General features: G+C 71.8%; 15 protein-coding genes. 7 read left to right on the top strand and 8 right to left on the bottom strand.

Annotation, left to right across the window (positions count from 1 at the left end; all coding sequences use genetic code 11):
• Positions 1 to 13: 13 nt before the first annotated feature.
• From ACWGKQ_RS10335 to ACWGKQ_RS10320, 4 genes are all read right to left on the bottom strand, one after another.
• On the bottom strand, positions 14 to 691 hold the full coding sequence (locus ACWGKQ_RS10335; RefSeq protein ID WP_453291457.1) for a GntR family transcriptional regulator: 678 nt from the start codon (positions 689 to 691) through the stop codon (positions 14 to 16).
• A gap of 140 nt (positions 692 to 831) precedes the next feature.
• A complete protein-coding gene (locus ACWGKQ_RS10330) occupies positions 832 to 1,779 on the bottom strand; it encodes a beta-ketoacyl-ACP synthase III (RefSeq protein ID WP_453291456.1) in 948 nt (315 codons plus the stop codon).
• Positions 1,780 to 1,926: 147 nt separating this feature from the next.
• Complete coding sequence (locus tag ACWGKQ_RS10325) at positions 1,927 to 2,061, bottom strand: MFS transporter small subunit (protein ID WP_302832638.1); 135 nt, start codon at positions 2,059 to 2,061, stop codon at positions 1,927 to 1,929.
• The gene (locus ACWGKQ_RS10320) at positions 2,036 to 3,364 is read right to left on the bottom strand and encodes an OFA family MFS transporter (RefSeq protein ID WP_453291455.1); all 1,329 of its coding nucleotides are present in this window, start codon (positions 3,362 to 3,364) and stop codon (positions 2,036 to 2,038) included. Before ACWGKQ_RS10320 ends, ACWGKQ_RS10325 begins: the two co-directional genes overlap by 26 nt.
• A gap of 206 nt (positions 3,365 to 3,570) precedes the next feature.
• Between ACWGKQ_RS10320 and ACWGKQ_RS10315 the strand changes: the two genes are divergently transcribed.
• The 5 genes from ACWGKQ_RS10315 to fdhD are packed head-to-tail and all read left to right on the top strand — an operon-like array spanning position 3,571 to position 9,994.
• Positions 3,571 to 4,542 (top strand): 2-dehydropantoate 2-reductase, encoded by a 972-nt coding sequence (locus ACWGKQ_RS10315; protein WP_453291454.1) that lies wholly within the window; start codon positions 3,571 to 3,573, stop codon positions 4,540 to 4,542.
• Positions 4,539 to 6,458, top strand: a complete 1,920-nt coding sequence (locus tag ACWGKQ_RS10310) for a molybdopterin oxidoreductase family protein (RefSeq protein WP_453291453.1) — start codon at positions 4,539 to 4,541, stop codon at positions 6,456 to 6,458. The genes ACWGKQ_RS10315 and ACWGKQ_RS10310 overlap by 4 nt, the downstream gene beginning before the upstream one ends.
• Positions 6,459 to 6,463: 5 nt before the next feature.
• Positions 6,464 to 8,281: an NADH-ubiquinone oxidoreductase-F iron-sulfur binding region domain-containing protein gene (locus ACWGKQ_RS10305; protein ID WP_453291551.1), complete on the top strand. Its 1,818-nt coding sequence runs from the start codon at positions 6,464 to 6,466 to the stop codon at positions 8,279 to 8,281.
• Positions 8,278 to 9,138 carry a 2Fe-2S iron-sulfur cluster-binding protein gene (locus ACWGKQ_RS10300; RefSeq protein ID WP_453291452.1) on the top strand — a complete coding sequence of 287 codons (861 nt, stop codon included), beginning with the start codon at positions 8,278 to 8,280 and terminating at the stop codon, positions 9,136 to 9,138. Before ACWGKQ_RS10305 ends, ACWGKQ_RS10300 begins: the two co-directional genes overlap by 4 nt.
• A gap of 7 nt (positions 9,139 to 9,145) precedes the next feature.
• The gene (gene fdhD, locus ACWGKQ_RS10295) at positions 9,146 to 9,994 is read left to right on the top strand and encodes a formate dehydrogenase accessory sulfurtransferase FdhD (RefSeq protein ID WP_453291451.1); all 849 of its coding nucleotides are present in this window, start codon (positions 9,146 to 9,148) and stop codon (positions 9,992 to 9,994) included.
• Positions 9,995 to 10,065: 71 nt separating this feature from the next.
• Here fdhD and ACWGKQ_RS10290 read toward each other — a convergent pair whose 3' ends face one another.
• On the bottom strand, positions 10,066 to 10,896 hold the full coding sequence (locus ACWGKQ_RS10290) for a LysR family transcriptional regulator (protein WP_453291450.1): 831 nt from the start codon (positions 10,894 to 10,896) through the stop codon (positions 10,066 to 10,068).
• 139 nt (positions 10,897 to 11,035) lie between these two features.
• Between ACWGKQ_RS10290 and ACWGKQ_RS10285 the strand changes: the two genes are divergently transcribed.
• Positions 11,036 to 11,755 (top strand): SDR family oxidoreductase, encoded by a 720-nt coding sequence (locus ACWGKQ_RS10285; protein WP_453291449.1) that lies wholly within the window; start codon positions 11,036 to 11,038, stop codon positions 11,753 to 11,755.
• Positions 11,756 to 11,759: 4 nt separating this feature from the next.
• Here ACWGKQ_RS10285 and ACWGKQ_RS10280 read toward each other — a convergent pair whose 3' ends face one another.
• Both ACWGKQ_RS10280 and ACWGKQ_RS10275 read right to left on the bottom strand, forming a co-directional pair.
• The gene (locus ACWGKQ_RS10280) at positions 11,760 to 12,287 is read right to left on the bottom strand and encodes an isochorismatase family protein (protein ID WP_453291448.1); all 528 of its coding nucleotides are present in this window, start codon (positions 12,285 to 12,287) and stop codon (positions 11,760 to 11,762) included.
• A 104-nt stretch (positions 12,288 to 12,391) separates the two neighbouring features.
• Entirely contained in the window at positions 12,392 to 13,414 is a 1,023-nt protein-coding gene (locus tag ACWGKQ_RS10275) for a bile acid:sodium symporter family protein (protein ID WP_453291550.1), read from the bottom strand.
• A gap of 186 nt (positions 13,415 to 13,600) precedes the next feature.
• Between ACWGKQ_RS10275 and ACWGKQ_RS10270 the strand changes: the two genes are divergently transcribed.
• Positions 13,601 to 14,464 (top strand): LysR substrate-binding domain-containing protein, encoded by an 864-nt coding sequence (locus ACWGKQ_RS10270; RefSeq protein WP_453291447.1) that lies wholly within the window; start codon positions 13,601 to 13,603, stop codon positions 14,462 to 14,464.
• Positions 14,465 to 14,525: 61 nt separating this feature from the next.
• On the opposite strand, the gene ACWGKQ_RS10265 is transcribed toward ACWGKQ_RS10270, so the two are convergent.
• Positions 14,526 to 15,506, bottom strand: a complete 981-nt coding sequence (locus ACWGKQ_RS10265) for an Lrp/AsnC family transcriptional regulator (protein ID WP_453291446.1) — start codon at positions 15,504 to 15,506, stop codon at positions 14,526 to 14,528.
• Between the last annotated feature and the right edge of the window lie 325 nt (positions 15,507 to 15,831).

The raw sequence follows: 15,831 nt of genomic DNA, 5'->3' as shown, positions 1-15,831 counted from the left end.
GCCGCCACCCGGCTCAGGACTTCGCCCGCTCGTGGTACGACCGCCGCGTGTGCTCCGTGTGTTCGCGCATCAGGCGGGTCGCGAGCTGCTCGTCCCGGGCCGTGATCGCCGCGATCAGTTCACGGTGCTCGATCCAGGACTGGTGGCCGCGCTGGCGGGCCACCGGGGTGTAGTACCAGCGGACCCTGCGGTCGACCTGGGCGGCGAGTTCGGCGAGGACCGCGTTGCCGGCCAGGTCCATGATCTTGGCGTGGAAGGCGGCGTTGAGGGCGACGGCCGCGTCCACGTCGTCCGCGACGACCGCCTTCTCGCCCTCGGCGCACAGGGATTCGAGGGCGGCGACGCCCGCACTGCCCGCCTCGGCCGCTGCCAGCCGGGCCGCCTCCGCCTCCAACAGGGTGCGGACCGTGAGGAGTTGGTCGGCCTCCGCCTCCGTCGGCTCGTGCACGAACGCGCCCTGCGCGGGCCGGAGGTCGACCCAGCCCTCGGTGTTCAGCCGCTGGAGTGCCTCGCGCACCGGCTGCCGGGAGACGCCGAGGTGGCCGGCGAGTTCGCTCTCGACGAGGTGCTGGCCGGGCTGGAGGGCGCGGGTCGTGATGAGCTCCAGCAGTGCCTCGTAGACGCGGTCGCGGAGCGGGCCGGGGCGTTCCAGCTTCGGCACCGCGCCCTGCGGCAGTCCGGCAGACAACATCGGTCTCCCCCTCCTCGGCAGACGCGCAGAGAGTCCGTCCCAGTATCGATTGTCTTTCGTCTACAGTCTACGGCGCACAAAGGCCGCCCGGGGCGGGAGTTGGCCACGTCCCACGGCCCGGGACACCCGGTGCGCGCCCCTCACGGGCAGCGGACGACCTGACCGGCGTAGGACAGGTTGCCGCCGAAGCCGAACAGCAGGATCGGGTCGCCACCGGAGACGCGTCCCTGTTCGACCAGCTTGGACAGGGCCAGGGGGATGCTGGCGGCGGAGGTGTTGCCCGATTCGGTGACGTCGCGGGCGACGACCGCGTTGACCGCGCCGATCTTCGCGGCAAGGGGTTCGATGATCCGCAGGTTGGCCTGGTGCAGGACGACCGCCGCGAGGTCGGCGGGGGCGATCCCGGCCTTCTCGCAGGCGCGCCGGGCGATGGGCGGCAGCTGGGTGGTGGCCCAGCGGTAGACGCTCTGCCCCTCCTGCGCGAACCGGGGCGGGGTGCCCTCGATCCGTACGGCGTGGCTCATCTCGGGGACGGACCCCCACAGCACCGGTCCGATCCCGGGCTCCTCGCCCGCCCCGCACGCCTCGACCACGGCCGCGCCGGCCCCGTCGCCGACCAGGACACACGTCGTGCGGTCGGTCCAGTCCGTCACCTCGGACATCTTGTCGGCGCCGATGACCAGCGCGCGGGTGGCGGCGCCCGCCCGGACGGTGTGGTCGGCGGTGGCGAGGGCGTGGGTGAAGCCGGCGCACACGACGTTGACGTCCATCGCGGCGGGCTGCGGGATGCCGAGCCGGGCGGCGACGCGGGCCGCCATGTTCGGGGACCGGTCGATCGCGGTGGAGGTGGCGACCAGCACCAGGTCGATGTCCGCGGGGGTGAGGCCGGCCGCGGCGAGGGCCTTGGCGGCGGCGTGCGCGGCCAGTTCGTCGACGGGTTCGTCGGGTCCGGCGATGTGCCGGGTGTCGATGCCCACCCGGCTGCGGATCCACTCGTCACTGGTGTCGACCATGCCCGCCAGGTCCTCGTTGGTGAGTACCTTCGCGGGCTGGTAGTGGCCGACGGCGGCGATGCGCGAGCCGTTCATGGGTGGTGGGTCCCCCTTGTTGCCTCGGTGTGGGCCCACCAGTCTGTTCAGTGACTCACGGGTACGGGGGCACGTAAGGCCACAGGAAACGGGCGCCCGAGTTGTCGGCTTCTTGCAGACCCTCGGACGCCCGGGCATTCCCCTGACTCACCCGTTGAACAGCTGTGTCGCTTTCTGTACGAGTTCGTACACTCCGTAGGCGAACGGCGCGCCCACCCAGAGCCAGGCGACGGCGATCAGCCAGCGGCGGTCCGGCTCAGGCCGGCTGCTCTCGTTCGACATCGACGGCCTCCCTCGGGGCGGGGATGTGGTGACGGACGTTGACGGGCCGGACCAGCTCGTTGGCGACGAAGCCGACGACGAGCAGGCCGATCATGATGCCGAAGGACAGGGTGTACAGGTCCGAGCCGTGCTTGCCGGCGTCCTTCTGGTGGTCGGCGATCCAGTTGACGATCAGTGGCCCGAGCACCCCGGCGAGGGACCAGGCGGTGAGCAGCCGGCCATGGATGGCGCCGACCTGGTAGGTGCCGAAGAGGTCCTTCAGGTAGGCGGGGACCGTCGCGAAGCCGCCGCCGTAGAAGGAGAGGATCACCAGCGCGCAGAGGATGAACAGCGGCTTGGAGGAGTCCCCGAAGAGGGCGATGAGCAGGTACATCAGCGCGCCCACGCCGAGGTAGACGCGGTAGATGTTCTTGCGGCCGATCAGGTCGGAGGTGGACGACCAGCCGATGCGGCCCGCCATGTTCGCGGCGGACAGCAGGGCGACGAACCCGGCCGCCGCGGACACCGACACCGGGGTGGAGCTGTCGGCGAAGAAGTCCGCGATCATCGGGGCGGCCTTCTCCAGGATGCCGATGCCGGCGGTCACGTTCATGCAGAGCACGACCCACAGGCACCAGAACTGCGGGGTGCGGATCGCGCTGTTCGCGGAGACCTGCACACCCTCGAAGGCGCTCGGCGCGTCCGCGACCGGCTTCTCGGTGCGCGGGACCCGGATCAGCAGCACGCCGAGGGTCATGAAGACGGCGTACGACAGCCCGTGCACCAGGAAGGCGAGGGCGATGCCATCGTTGTCACTGCCGAAGGAGGAGAGCATCTGCGCGGACCAGGGCGAGGCGATCAGCGCGCCGCCGCCGAAGCCCATGATGGCGATGCCGGTGGCCATGCCGGGCCGGTCCGGGAACCACTTGATCAGTGTGGAGACCGGCGAGATGTAGCCGATGCCGAGGCCGATGCCGCCGACGAAGCCGTAGCCGAGGACGATCAGCCAGAACTGCTTGGTCTCGGCGCCGAGCGCGGAGATCAGGAAGCCGGTGAAGAAGCAGACCAGGGCGACGGTCATGGCCCAGCGCGGGCCGTTGCGCTCGACGAGGGTGCCGCCGAACGCGGCCGACAGACCGAGCATCACGATCGCGAGCTGGAAGGGCAGCGCACTCTGGGTGCCGCTCAGGTTCAGCGCGGATTCGAGCGGCGGCTTGAACACGCTCCAGGCGTAGGCCTGGCCGATGGAGAGATGGACGGAGAGGGCGGCGGGCGGGACGAGCCAGCGGCTCCAGCCCGGCGGTGCTACAGGGGGGCTGCTCATGAGTCCCGAACGGTAGGGCCACGTCAGGGTGGTTGAGAACCCGACGACTCGATCGTGTGCGTTGAGCGGTATCCAGAATGCGCCGAACGGTCGCTGCCCGAACCCTTGTCCGCCCCGACTCCATACTGTAGACAATATTTCGTCGACATCATTCGGCCCGCTCCGGGCCGCCTCCGCGGTATCCCTCAAACCGAACGGAGTGTTCCGTGAAAGTCGCAGTCCTCGGCGCCGGTGCGATCGGCGCCTACGTCGGTGCCGCGCTCCACCGCGCGGGCGCCGACGTGCACCTCATCGCCCGTGGACCGCATCTGACGGCCATGAGGCAGTACGGGGTACGGGTACTGAGCCCGCGCGGCGACTTCACCGCGCACGCCCACGCCACCGACGACCCGGCCGAGGTCGGCCCGGTCGACTACGTCTTCCTGGGCCTGAAGGCCAACTCGTACGCGGCGTGCGGGCCGCTGGTCGGGCCGCTGCTGCACGAGCGGACGGCGGTGGTCGCCGCCCAGAACGGCATCCCCTGGTGGTACTTCCACCGGCACGGCGGCCCCTACGACGGCCACCGCGTCGAGAGCGTCGACCCGGGCGGTGCCGTCAGCGCCGTACTCGCCCCCGAACGCGCCCTCGGCTGCGTGGTCTACGCCGCCACCGAGCTCGAAGCCCCCGGCGTGGTACGGCACTTGGAGGGCACCAGGTTCTCGATCGGCGAGCCCGACCGCAGCGTGTCGGCGCGCTGCCTGCGGTTCGGCGAGGCCATGCGGGCCGGCGGGCTGAAGTGCCCGGTGGAGCAGGACCTGCGCAACGACATCTGGCTCAAGCTGCTCGGCAACATCTCCTTCAACCCGATCAGCGCGCTGGCCCGCGCCACCATGCGGCAGATGTGCCTGCACGGCGGTACCCGCCGGGTCATCGAGATCATGATGCGCGAGACGCTCGACGTCGCCGAGGCGCTCGGCTGCGAGGTCGGCGTGTCCATCGAACGCCGGCTGGCGGGCGCCGAGAAGGTCGGCGACCACCGCACCTCCACGCTCCAGGACCTGGAGCGCGGCAAGCCGCTGGAACTCGACGTGCTCCTCGCGGCCGTCGTCGAACTGGCGGAGATCACCGGTGTGCCGGTGCCCACCCTGCGCACCGTGCACGCCATCTCGGACCTGCTCGCACTGAGGAGCGCCGCATGAGGAAGAGGCAGCAGAGGACCTACACCCGGCTCACCCACCCCCTGGTCAGGGACTCGCGTGACGAGCCCTTCCGGCAGGCGAGTTGGGAGGAGGCCCTGGACCGCGCGGCCCGCGGCCTGGGGCGCAACCGGGACGCGTTCGGGATGTTCTCCTGTGCCCGCGCCACCAACGAGATGAACTACGTCGCCCAGAAGTTCGCCCGGGTGGTGATGGGCACCAACAACGTCGACTCCTGCAACCGGACCTGTCACGCCCCGAGCGTGGCCGGCCTGAGCGCCGCCTTCGGGTCCGGCGGCGGCACGTCCTCGTACGAGGAGATCGAGCACACCGACGTCATCGTGATGTGGGGCTCCAACGCCCGCTTCGCGCACCCGATCTTCTTCCAGCACGTGCTGAAGGGGATCAGGAACGGCGCCCGGATGTACGCCGTCGACCCGCGTCGCACCTCCACCGCCGAGTGGGCGGAGAGCTGGCTCGGGCTGAACGTCGGCACGGACATCCCGATGGCGCACGCGATCGGCCGGGAGATCATCCACGCGGGGCTGGCCAACGAGGCGTTCATCGGGCGGGCGACCACCGGCTTCGAGGCGTACCGGGCGCTCGTGGAGCCCTGGACGCTGTCCCTCGCCGAGAAGGTGACGGGCGTACCGGCGCGTGCGATAGGGGAGTTGGCGCACGCCTACGCCCGCGCCGAGCGCGCCCAGCTGTGCTGGACCCTCGGCATCACCGAGCACCACAACGGCACCGACAACGTCCGCGCCCTGATCAACCTCTCCCTGCTCACCGGTCAGGTGGGCCGCTGGGGCGCCGGGCTGCAGCCGCTGCGCGGCCAGAACAACGTGCAGGGCGGCGGGGACATGGGCGCGATCCCCAACCGCCTGCCCGGCTTCCAGGACATCCTCGACCCGGACACCCGGCTGAAGTTCGAGTCGGCCTGGGACACGGTCATCCAGCCGCACTACGGGCTGAACCTCACCGAGATGTTCGAGGCGATGGAGGAGGGCACGCTCAGGGCGGTCTACTGCATCGGGGAGAACCCGGCCCAGTCGGAGGCCGACAGCGAGCAGGCGGTACGTCGGCTGAGGGCCCTGGACTTCCTGGTGGTCCAGGACATCTTCCTCACGAGGACGGCGGAGCTGGCGGACGTGGTGCTGCCCGCGACCGCCGGGTGGGCGGAGACCGAGGGCACCACCACCAACAGCGAACGGCGGGTCCAGCGGGTGCGCCGGGCCGTCACCCCGCCCGGTGAGGCCCGCGAGGACATCGACATCCTCTGCGCGCTGGCGGCCCGGCTCGGCCACGACTGGACGTACGCCGACGCGGAGGCCGTCTGGAACGAGCTCAGATCGGTCTCCCCCGACCACTACGGGATGACGTACGACCGTCTCGCCGAGCACCAGGGCATCCAGTGGCCGTGCCCGAGCACCGAGCGCCTCGAACCGACGTACCTGCACGGCAGGTTGTGGGAGACGGACCCGGCCAGGCGCGGGCTGCCGGCGCCCTTCGGGCTGGTCCGGCACGATCCGCCGGTCGACCTGACCGACGAGGAGTACCCGATCCGGCTCACCACCGGGCGCCGGCTCGACTCCTACAACACCGGGGTGCAGAGCGGCGGTTACGCCTCCCCGCTGCGGCGTGGCGAGTACCTCGAGCTGTGCCCGGAGGACGCCGAGCGGTACGGGGTGGTGGTCGGCGAGGAGGTCCGGGTGTCCTCGCGGCGGGGCGCGGTGGTGGCGCCGGTCTGGATCGACACCGCGCTGCGCCCTGGTCTCGCCTTCATGACCATGCACTTTCCCGACGAGGTGGACACCAACCAGCTGACGATCGAGGCCAACTGCCCGATCGCGGGGACGGCGGAGTTCAAGGCGTCGGCGATCCGTATCGAGAAGCTCCCGGTCGCGACCATCGTGAGGTGACACAGGTGGACCTGCACTTCGGCGACAGCAAGCCGACCGACGAGGAACGGGCCGCCGTCGACGCCCTGTTGGGGCCCCCGGAGTCCTCCTGGGAGGGCGCCGACCGCACCGACGCGGACCTGCGCTGGGCGCGCGGCGGCCGGGAGGCCCGGGACCGCCGCGACCTGCTGCTGCCGGGGCTGCACGCGCTCAACGACCGGATCGGCTGGATCAGCGAGGGCGCCCTCGGCTACCTGTGCCGCCGCCTGACGGTCCCTCCGGCGGAGGCCTACGGGGTCGCCACCTTCTACGCGATGTTCTCCGTACGGCCCCGCCCGGCGACCGTCCTGCACGTCTGCACGGACCTGGCGTGCACGGCGGCCGGGGCGTCCGCACTGTGCGCCGGCGTGGAGAAGAGTGCCGGTCCCGGGGTGCACGTCGAGCGCAGCCCCTGTCTGGGCCTGTGCGAGCGCGCCCCGGCCGCCCTCGCGATCCGGGCCGGGGATCCGGTGCGTACGGCGGTGTCGGCCCCGGCGACGGTCGCAACGGCCGTCCTCGCGGCCACCGCGCCCGACTCGGCGCCCGAAGAGCCCCCGGCCGCCATGGCCGTACCCCAGGCCGGGCAGGGCAGCCTCGTCCTCCTCAAGCGTGTCGGCGTGGTCGACCCGGCCTCGCTCGACGACTACCGGGCGCACGGCGGCTACACCGCCCTGCGGCACGCCTTCGGGCTCGGCCCCGCCGGGGTCATCCGCGAGGTCACCGACTCGGGCCTGGTCGGGCGCGGTGGCGCCGCCTTCCCCACCGGCCGCAAGTGGCAGGCCACGGCGTCCCGGCCCGACCACCCGCACCACCTGGTCTGCAACGCCGACGAATCGGAGCCGGGCACCTTCAAGGACCGCGTGCTCATGGAGGGCGATCCCTACTCCCTCGTGGAGGCGATGACGATCGCGGCGTACGCGATCGGCGCGCACCGGGGCTATCTGTACCTGCGCGGCGAGTACCCCCGGGCACTGGGCCGCATGGCACACGCCGTGGCGCAGGCACGCGCGCGTGGCTTCCTCGGTGCCGACGTCCTCGGTCAGGGCTTCGCCTTCGACATCGAGATCCGGCGCGGCGCCGGGGCGTACATCTGCGGTGAGGAGACGGCCCTGTTCAACTCCATCGAGGGGTACCGGGGCGAGCCGCGCTCGAAGCCGCCGTTCCCGGTGGAGAAGGGGCTGTTCGGCAGGCCGACGGTCGAGAACAACGTGGAGACGCTGGTCAACGTCCTGCCGATCCTGACCATGGGCGCCCCGGCGTACGCGGCGATCGGGACCGCCAGGTCCACCGGTCCGAAGCTCTTCTGCGTGTCCGGGAGCGTGTCCCGCCCCGGCGTCTACGAGCTCCCCTTCGGCGCCACCCTCGGCGAACTCCTCCAACTGGCCGGAGCGCGCGACAACTTGCGGGCGGTCCTGCTCGGCGGGGCCGCAGGCGGCTTCGTACGGCCGGACGAACTCGGCATCCCGCTCACCTTCGAGGGCACCCGGGAGGCGGGCACCACGCTCGGCTCGGGTGTGGTGATGGCCTTCGACGACACCGTGCCCCTGCCCGAACTCCTGCTGCGGATAGCCCGGTTCTTCCGGGACGAGTCCTGCGGGCAGTGCGTGCCCTGCCGGGTCGGGACGGTCCGGCAGGAGGAGGCACTGCACCGGATCGTCGCGCGTACCGGCGCGGACGCGGCCGGGGACGTGGCGCTGCTGCGCGAGGTCGGCCGGGCGATGCGGGACGCCTCGATCTGCGGTCTCGGCCAGACCGCGTGGAACGCCGTGGAATCCGCCATCGACCGTCTGGGGGCGTACCGATGACCGTCACACCGCTGGGGATCCCGCGCCGGCTGCTGGAGTTCACGATCGACGGCGCGGAGGCGCGGGTCCCGGAGGGCTCGACGATCCTGGACGCCTGCCGGGCGGCCGGGACGGACGTGCCCACCCTGTGCGAGGGCGACACGCTCCGCCCGAAGAACGCCTGCCGGGTGTGCGTGGTGGAGGTGGAGGGGGCCCGGACCCTCGTGCCCGCCTGCTCCCGGCAGGCCGAACCGGGGATGGTGGTGCGCACCGGCGGCGAACGCGTCCGGCACAGCCGCCGGATCGTCCTGGAGCTGCTGGCCTCCTCGGTGGACCTGTCGACGACCCCGCGCGCCGCCGAGTGGATCAAGGAGTACGAGGCGAAGCCGGACCGCTTCGGCCCCGACGCGGCCCGCGTCGACGAGGAACCCAGGGTCGACAACGATCTGTACGTGCGCGACTACGGCAAGTGCATCCTCTGCTACAAGTGCGTGGACGCCTGCGGCGACCAGTGGCAGAACAGCTTCGCGATCTCCGTCTCCGGGCGCGGCTTCGACGCCCGGATCGCCGTCGAGCACGACGCCCCGCTGACCGACTCCGCCTGTGTCTACTGCGGGAACTGCGTGGAGGTGTGTCCCACCGGGGCGCTGTCGTCCAGGTCGGAGTTCGACATGCGGGCGGCGGGTACCTGGGACGAGTCGCGGCAGACGGAGACGACCACCGTGTGCGCGTACTGCGGTGTGGGCTGCAACCTCACCCTCCACGTGCAGGACAATGAGATAGTCAAGGTCACCTCGCCGCACGACAACCCGGTGACCCACGGCAATCTCTGCATCAAGGGCCGTTTCGGCTACCAGCACGTACAGAACCGGGGCTGATCAGACCATGGGACGAGTCACGGAACGACGCAAGGTCATCCGGATCCGCGACGGAGCGGTCTCCGCCCGGCCGGACACGCTCGTCGCCGAGGAACCGCTGGAGATCAGACTCAACGGGAAACCCCTGGCCATCACCATGCGCACCCCCGGCGACGACTTCGCGCTGGCGGCCGGGTTCCTGGTGAGCGAGGGGGTGCTGGCGGCCGACGACGACCTGCAGAACATCGTCTACTGCGCGGGCGCCACGGTCGACGGCTCCAACACCTACAACGTGGTCGACGTGCGGACCTCGCCGGGCGTCACGCTCCCCGACTTCACCCTGGAGCGGAACGTCTACACCTCCTCGTCCTGCGGGCTGTGCGGCAAGGCGAGCCTGGACGCGGTGCGTACGACGGCCCGCTGGCCGATAGCCGACACTCCCCCGGTCCGGGTCGGACCCGAGTTGCTCGCGAGCCTCCCCGACCGGCTCCGCGCGGCCCAGCGGGTGTTCGACCGGACCGGGGGGCTGCACGCGGCGGCCCTGTTCACGGAGGACGGCGAGCTGCTGGACATCCGTGAGGACGTGGGCCGGCACAACGCGGTGGACAAGCTGGTCGGCCGGGCCCTGCAGAACGGTGACCTGCCGCTGTCCCGGACGATCCTGCTGGTCTCCGGGCGGGCCTCCTTCGAGCTGGCGCAGAAGGCCGTGATGGCGGGCATCCCGGTGCTGGCGGCGGTCTCCGCGCCGTCCTCGCTGGCGGTGGACCTGGCGGCGGAGAGCGGGCTGACCCTGGTCGGTTTCCTGCGGGGCAGCAACATGAACGTGTACGCGGGCGAGGACCGCATCGCTCTGCGGGCCGCGGCCGCCCAGGGCTGACCGCTTCCCCGCGGCACGGCGGCGGGGCCCCGAACGGCGGGGAGCGCCCCCTGCGCCGCAGGGGCCCCGCCTCAGTCCGAGCCGGGCGCCCCGACGCCCGCCGCGGCCTCGGCGAACGCGGCGACCAGCGCGGAGCGGCGGCCGGCCGCCCAGGCCAGCAGCACCCGGTCGGGTTCGGCGTCGACGACCGGGACGTAGACGATGTCCGGGCGGGAGTACTGCTCGGCGGCCGAGCGGGGCACCATCGTGATGGCGGTGCCGGCGGCCACGCATTCGAACTTCTCCTCGATGGTGCGCAGCGGCAGGTCGCCGGGCCGCGGGTCGTTGTAGCGCAGCCACTGCTCGCCGTCGAGGTCGGCCAGCGAGATCTCCTGCTTCCCGGCGAGCCGGTGCCGGTCCGGGAGCATGGCCACGCGGGGCTCGCTGTACAGGGGCCGCAGTTCGAGCCCCTCCTCGCGGATCGGGAGTCGTACGTAGGCGATGTCGACGGTGCCGTCGAGGATCAGCTGCTCCTGGTCGTCCCACTCGACCCGGCGGGCGCGCGCCTCGATGTCCGGGTGGCCCGCGTTGAAGGCGCGCAGCGCCTCGGTGACCACGACGCCGGCCCGGAAGCCGACGACCAGCCGCCGCCGGCCGCGTGCGGCCTGTACCACCCGGCGCCGGGTCCCGTCGGCGACGGCGAGCAACTGCCGTGCGTCTTCGAGGAGTTGACGCCCGGCGTCGGTCAGGGTCACGCCGTGGCTGTCCCGTGTGAACAGTTCGGCGCCCAAGTCCTTCTCCAGCGCCCGGATCTGACGGCTCAGCACCGGCTGGGCGATGTGCAGCCGCTCCGCCGCCCGGCCGAAGTGGAGGAGTTCGGCGACCGCCGTGAAGTAGCGGACCTTGCGCAGGTCCAGGTCCATGACCGGGGCTCCTTCCCAGGTGGCGATGTCTTCAGGGTATCGCCGCAGCCGAAAGAGGTCTTGGACGGCCGACGCCCCGCGGCCGCAGGCTGGAGATGTCCGAACGGGACGGAACACCGGCTTGGAAAGGGGATCTGCCATGGGTCTGCAGGGACAGCGTGTCGTCGTCATCGGGGGTACGGCGGGCATCGGGCTCGCGGTCGCCGAGGGCGCGGCGCGGGAGGGCGCGCGGGTGGTCGTCGCCTCGCGTCGGCAGGAGAGTGTGGACGCGGCGCTGAAGGTGCTGCCGGAGGGCGTCGAGGGGCAGGTCCTGGACGCCACGGACGAGGCCGCGGTGCGCGGCTTCTTCACCCGTGTCGGAGCCTACGACCACCTGGTGTACACGGCCGGTGACTCGCTCCTGCTGGAGACCCTGGCCGGGACGGACATCGCGGCGGCCCGGAGCTTCCTGGACACCCGGCTGTGGGGTGCGTACGCGGCGGTGAAGTACGGCGCCGGGTCGATCCGCCCCGGCGGGTCGGTGGTGCTGACCACGGGGACGGCGGGGCTCCGGCCGCTGCCCGGTTCGAGCGTCGCGTCGGCGCTGTGCGGGGCGATGGAGTCGCTGACCCGGGCGCTGGCCGTGGAGCTGGCGCCGGTGCGGGTCAACGTGGTCTCGCCGGGGGTGGTGCGGACCGAGCTGTGGCGGGAGCTGCCGGAGACCGACCGGGAGGGGCTGTACCGGTCGTCCGCCGAGTCGCTGCCGGTGGGGCGGGTCGGCGAGCCGGCGGATGTGGCGGAGGCGTACCTGTACCTGATGCGTGGGGGGTACAGCACCGGGTCGGTGGTGGTCGTGGACGGCGGCGGGACGCTGGTCTGAGCGGTCAGGCGGGGGTGAGGCGGATGTCGGCGGCGGCCACGACCGTGCCGAGGCGCGGGAAGTCGAGCCGGACGGACGCCTCGTGCTCGGCGCCGGTGAGGGCGGCCATCGCGTCCTCGACGAAGACCAGGTCGTAGCCGAGGTCGGCGGCGGCGCGGGCGGTGGACTCGACGCCGAGGTTGGTGGCGATGCCGCCGAACACCAGCCGGGTGACGCCGAGCCGGCGCAGCCGGGCGTCGAGTTCCGTGCCCTGGAAGCCGCCGATCGTCCGCTTGACGATCTCCACGTCCCCCTCCTTCCTGAGTCCGGCCACGAGCCCGCTGCCCGGCGGCTGCTCGGCGAGGGAGGGCCGTTCGACGCGGACCAGCACCACGGGTGCGCCGGCGGCGCGGAAGGAGTGGGCCAGTTCCTCGGCGGCGTGCAGGACTTCGGTGCCCTTGCGGGGCTCCAGGGGCAGCGCGACGATGCGGTCCATCAGGTCGACGAGGACGAGGGCGGTGCGCGCCGGATCGAGCGCCAGGGGTGCGGTCATGACGGAACGTTAGCCGTCATGAGCCGTCCGTACCGGAAATCCGGATCAACAGGCCTGTGAACTGGTCGCGTTCGGCGGCCGACAGGCAGCCGGCAGCGGGGCGCTCAGCGGCGGAGCGTCCCGGTACCGACCGCGGGCCGTGACTCCGCCGCGGGGGCGGCCGGGGGCTCGGCCGTCTCCTGGGCCTCGGGGTCGTGGGCGCGGCGCTTGGCGATGACCGCGCACACCATGAGCTGCATCTGGTGGAAGAGCATCAGCGGCAGCACGGCCAGCGAGGCGTGGGCGCCGAACAGCACGCTGGCCATGGGCAGCCCGGAGGCGAGGGACTTCTTCGACCCGGCGAACTGGATGGCGATGCGGTCCCCGCGGCCGAAGCCGAGCGCCTTGGCTCCGTACCAGGTCAGCAGGAGCATCACGGCGAGCAGGACGGCTTCGACGGCGAGGAGGCCGGCCAGCCGCACGGCGCTGACCTGGTGCCAGATGCCCCGGACCATCCCCTCGCTGAACGCGGTGTAGACGACGAGCAGGATGGAACCGCGGTCGACCAGGCCGAGGATCTTCTTGTGCCGCGCGATGAACTCCCCGATCCAGCGCCGCAGCAGTTGCCCGGCGACGAACGGCACCAGCAGCTGGAGCACGATCTTCACGATCGAGTCGGCGGAGAACCCGCCCCCGCTGTTGCCGAGCAGCGCGGCGGCGAGCAACGGCGTGAGGACGATGCCGACGAGCGAGGAGAAGGAGCCGGCACAGATCGCGGCCGGCACGTTGCCGCGCGCGATGGAGGTGAAGGCGATCGACGACTGGATGGTCGAGGGGACCAGGGTCAGGAAGAGCAAGCCCTGGTAGAGCGGATGGGTGAGCAGGACCGGCACCAGGCCGCGGGCCGCCAGGCCGAGCACCGGGAAGATCACGAAGGTGCAGACCAGGACCGTGACATGGAGCCGCCAGTGGCGCAGCCCCTCGACGGCCTCACGGGTGGACAGGCGGGCCCCGTAGAGGAAGAAGAGGAAGGCGATCGCGGCCGTGGAGGCGCCGGACGCCACGTCCGCGGCCGTGTCCCGGGCCGGGAGGAGCGCGGCGAGGCACACCGTCCCGAGCAACAGCAGGACGTACGGGTCGATCGGCATCCGACTGGGCCGGCTGAGGCGTTTCACGGTGCTCCACTTGCGGGTCGGTCAAGGTGTCGTACCGGCGAGTACGGCCGGGTTCTCGCCGGGGCCGGAAGGGCCCTCTCCATCGTCCTCCTCCGGCAGGTGATCGGGAATCCGGTATACCACTCTGACTGCCATCGCGTTCCGCGATAACATGTTCGAGTGTACGACCCCTCACAGCTGCGCACCTTCCTGGCGGTGGCCCAGACGCTCAGCTTCACCCAGGCCGCCCGCCGCCTCGGGCTGCGCCAGTCGACGGTCAGCCAGCACGTGCGCCGCCTGGAGGACGCGGCCGGCCGCCAGTTGTTCTCCCGCGACACGCACTCCGTGGAGCTGACCGAGGACGGCGAGGCGATGCTCGGGTTCGCCCGCCGGATCCTGGAGGTGCACGAGCAGGCGGCGGCCTTCTTCACCGGCACCCGGGTACGCGGCCGGCTCCGCTTCGGCGCGTCGGAGGACTTCGTCCTCACCCGGCTGCCGGAGATCCTGGAGGGCTTCCGCCACGACCACCCCGAGGTCGACCTCGAACTGACGGTGGAGCTCTCGGGCACCCTGCACGAGCAGCTGGCCGCCGGGAAGCTGGACCTGGTACTGGCCAAGCGGCGCGCCGAGGATCCGCTGGGCGAGTTGGTCTGGCACGACGACCTGGTGTGGATCGGTGCGGAACGGCTCCGCCTGGACCCCGCCCGCCCGGTCCCGCTGATCGTCTACCCCCCGCCGGGCATCACCCGCGCCCTGGCCCTGGAGGCACTGGAGCACCAGGGCCGCGACTGGCGCATCGTCTGCACGAGCGGCAGCCTCAACGGCCTGATCGCGGCGGCAAGGGCCGGCCTGGGCGTCATGGCCCACTCAAGAGGCCTGATCCCCCCGGGCCTGTTCCGCGTCCCGGACCGAGCGGGCCTACCGGAACTGGGCAAGGTCGACTTCGTCCTGGTGCACGGGCACAGACGCTCACCGTCACAGTCGGCGGCGGACGCGTTGGCGACAGCGATCCTGGCAAGCGGCACACACTTGAGGCGCCCCTGACCGAAGGCGCCCCCGAAGGGGCGCGGGGAACTGCGCGACCAGCCCCCACCGGCCCGCACTCTCAATGTGACCCCACATACGTCAACTGCTTCACCCTCCGCAAAAACGGCATGGCCTCCACATGCTGCACCCCCTCCAGCCGCCCCACCGGCCCGCTCAGGTACGCGTACAGATGAGCCGTGTCCCGCAGCACCGCCGTCACCACGACATGCGACGGCCCGGCGGTGGCCGCGGCGAACGCCACCTCGTCGTGCGTCGCCAGCGCCTGACCCACGGAGTGCATCGCGGCCGGCGTGGTGGTGATCCACAACACCGCGGACCTCGAGAATCCCAGTACCTCGGCCCGGTACTCGACATCGATGTACACCGCCCCGGAGCCGATCAGCGCCGCCAGCCGCCGCTTCACCGACGACTCGGACCGCCCCGTCGCCCGTTGCAACTCCGGGTAGGTCGCCCGCCCGTCCCGCTCCAGCGCGGCGAGCAGCGGCGCGTCCTCGGGTTCCAGCCGTACCGGCCCGTCGGCCTCCGGCGCCACCGGGCGCAACGCGGCGACCTGGTCCTCCGACAGCGCCCGGAACTTCCGCACCCACCCGGACGGCCCCCCGTAGAACCGGTGCAGCAGCTGCTGCGCACGGATCTCCACCACGCTCGGGGTGCGCGGCAGCTTGCCGAGGAGCAGGTCGTCGTGGTCGCCGGGGTGGCGCGGCCGGGTCATGCAGGCGATCTCCGTGCCGCCGGAGGCCAGCCCGATCCAGGCGGTGTCGGGACGTCTGGCGAGCGCGTCGGCGATGACGGTGGCACCGTCGGGCGCGCAGCGCAGCCGGAGCATCCACTGGTCCTGGCCGAGCGTCTCGGCGTCGCGGACCGCGACGACCCGCAGCCCGGCCTCGGCGCACAGCCGCCGGTAGCGGCGGGCGATCGTCTGGTCGGAGACGCCGAGCACGGCCGCGATCCGGCTGAAGGAGGCACGGCCGTCGACCTCCAGCGCGCAGAGCAACTGCACGTCCAGCGGGTCCAGCGTGTCGGATTCCAGCTCCAGCATGGCGGCCATCCTAGGGAGCGACGCGGCGGGCGGAGTGACGGAATCGGCCACGCCGGCGCTGTCCTCAGAGAGCGCCGCGGCAGCCCGCACCTGACCGGTGGGTAACCGGCCGGGGGCCGTAATCGGGTCGTACAGATTCCGTGGAGATTACGGAGCCGGAACTTACTGAACCGTAAGGATTCTGTCCGACCCTTCCCCATGTGGGCGTATTTTCTCGACGTGAGCGCGGTCATACGAGAGCAATGCTCGTTTTCGCACCCCCTCCCGCACGGTCTTCCGGTGGGGTAGCTTTCACGGCGCTGTGCGGAGCGTCACTGCCGTCACT

The sequence above is a fragment of the Streptomyces sp. NPDC054770 genome (assembly GCF_053611985.1).
The sequence above is the reverse complement of the archived record's forward strand: the minus strand, read 5'-3'. Positions and strand labels throughout refer to the sequence as shown.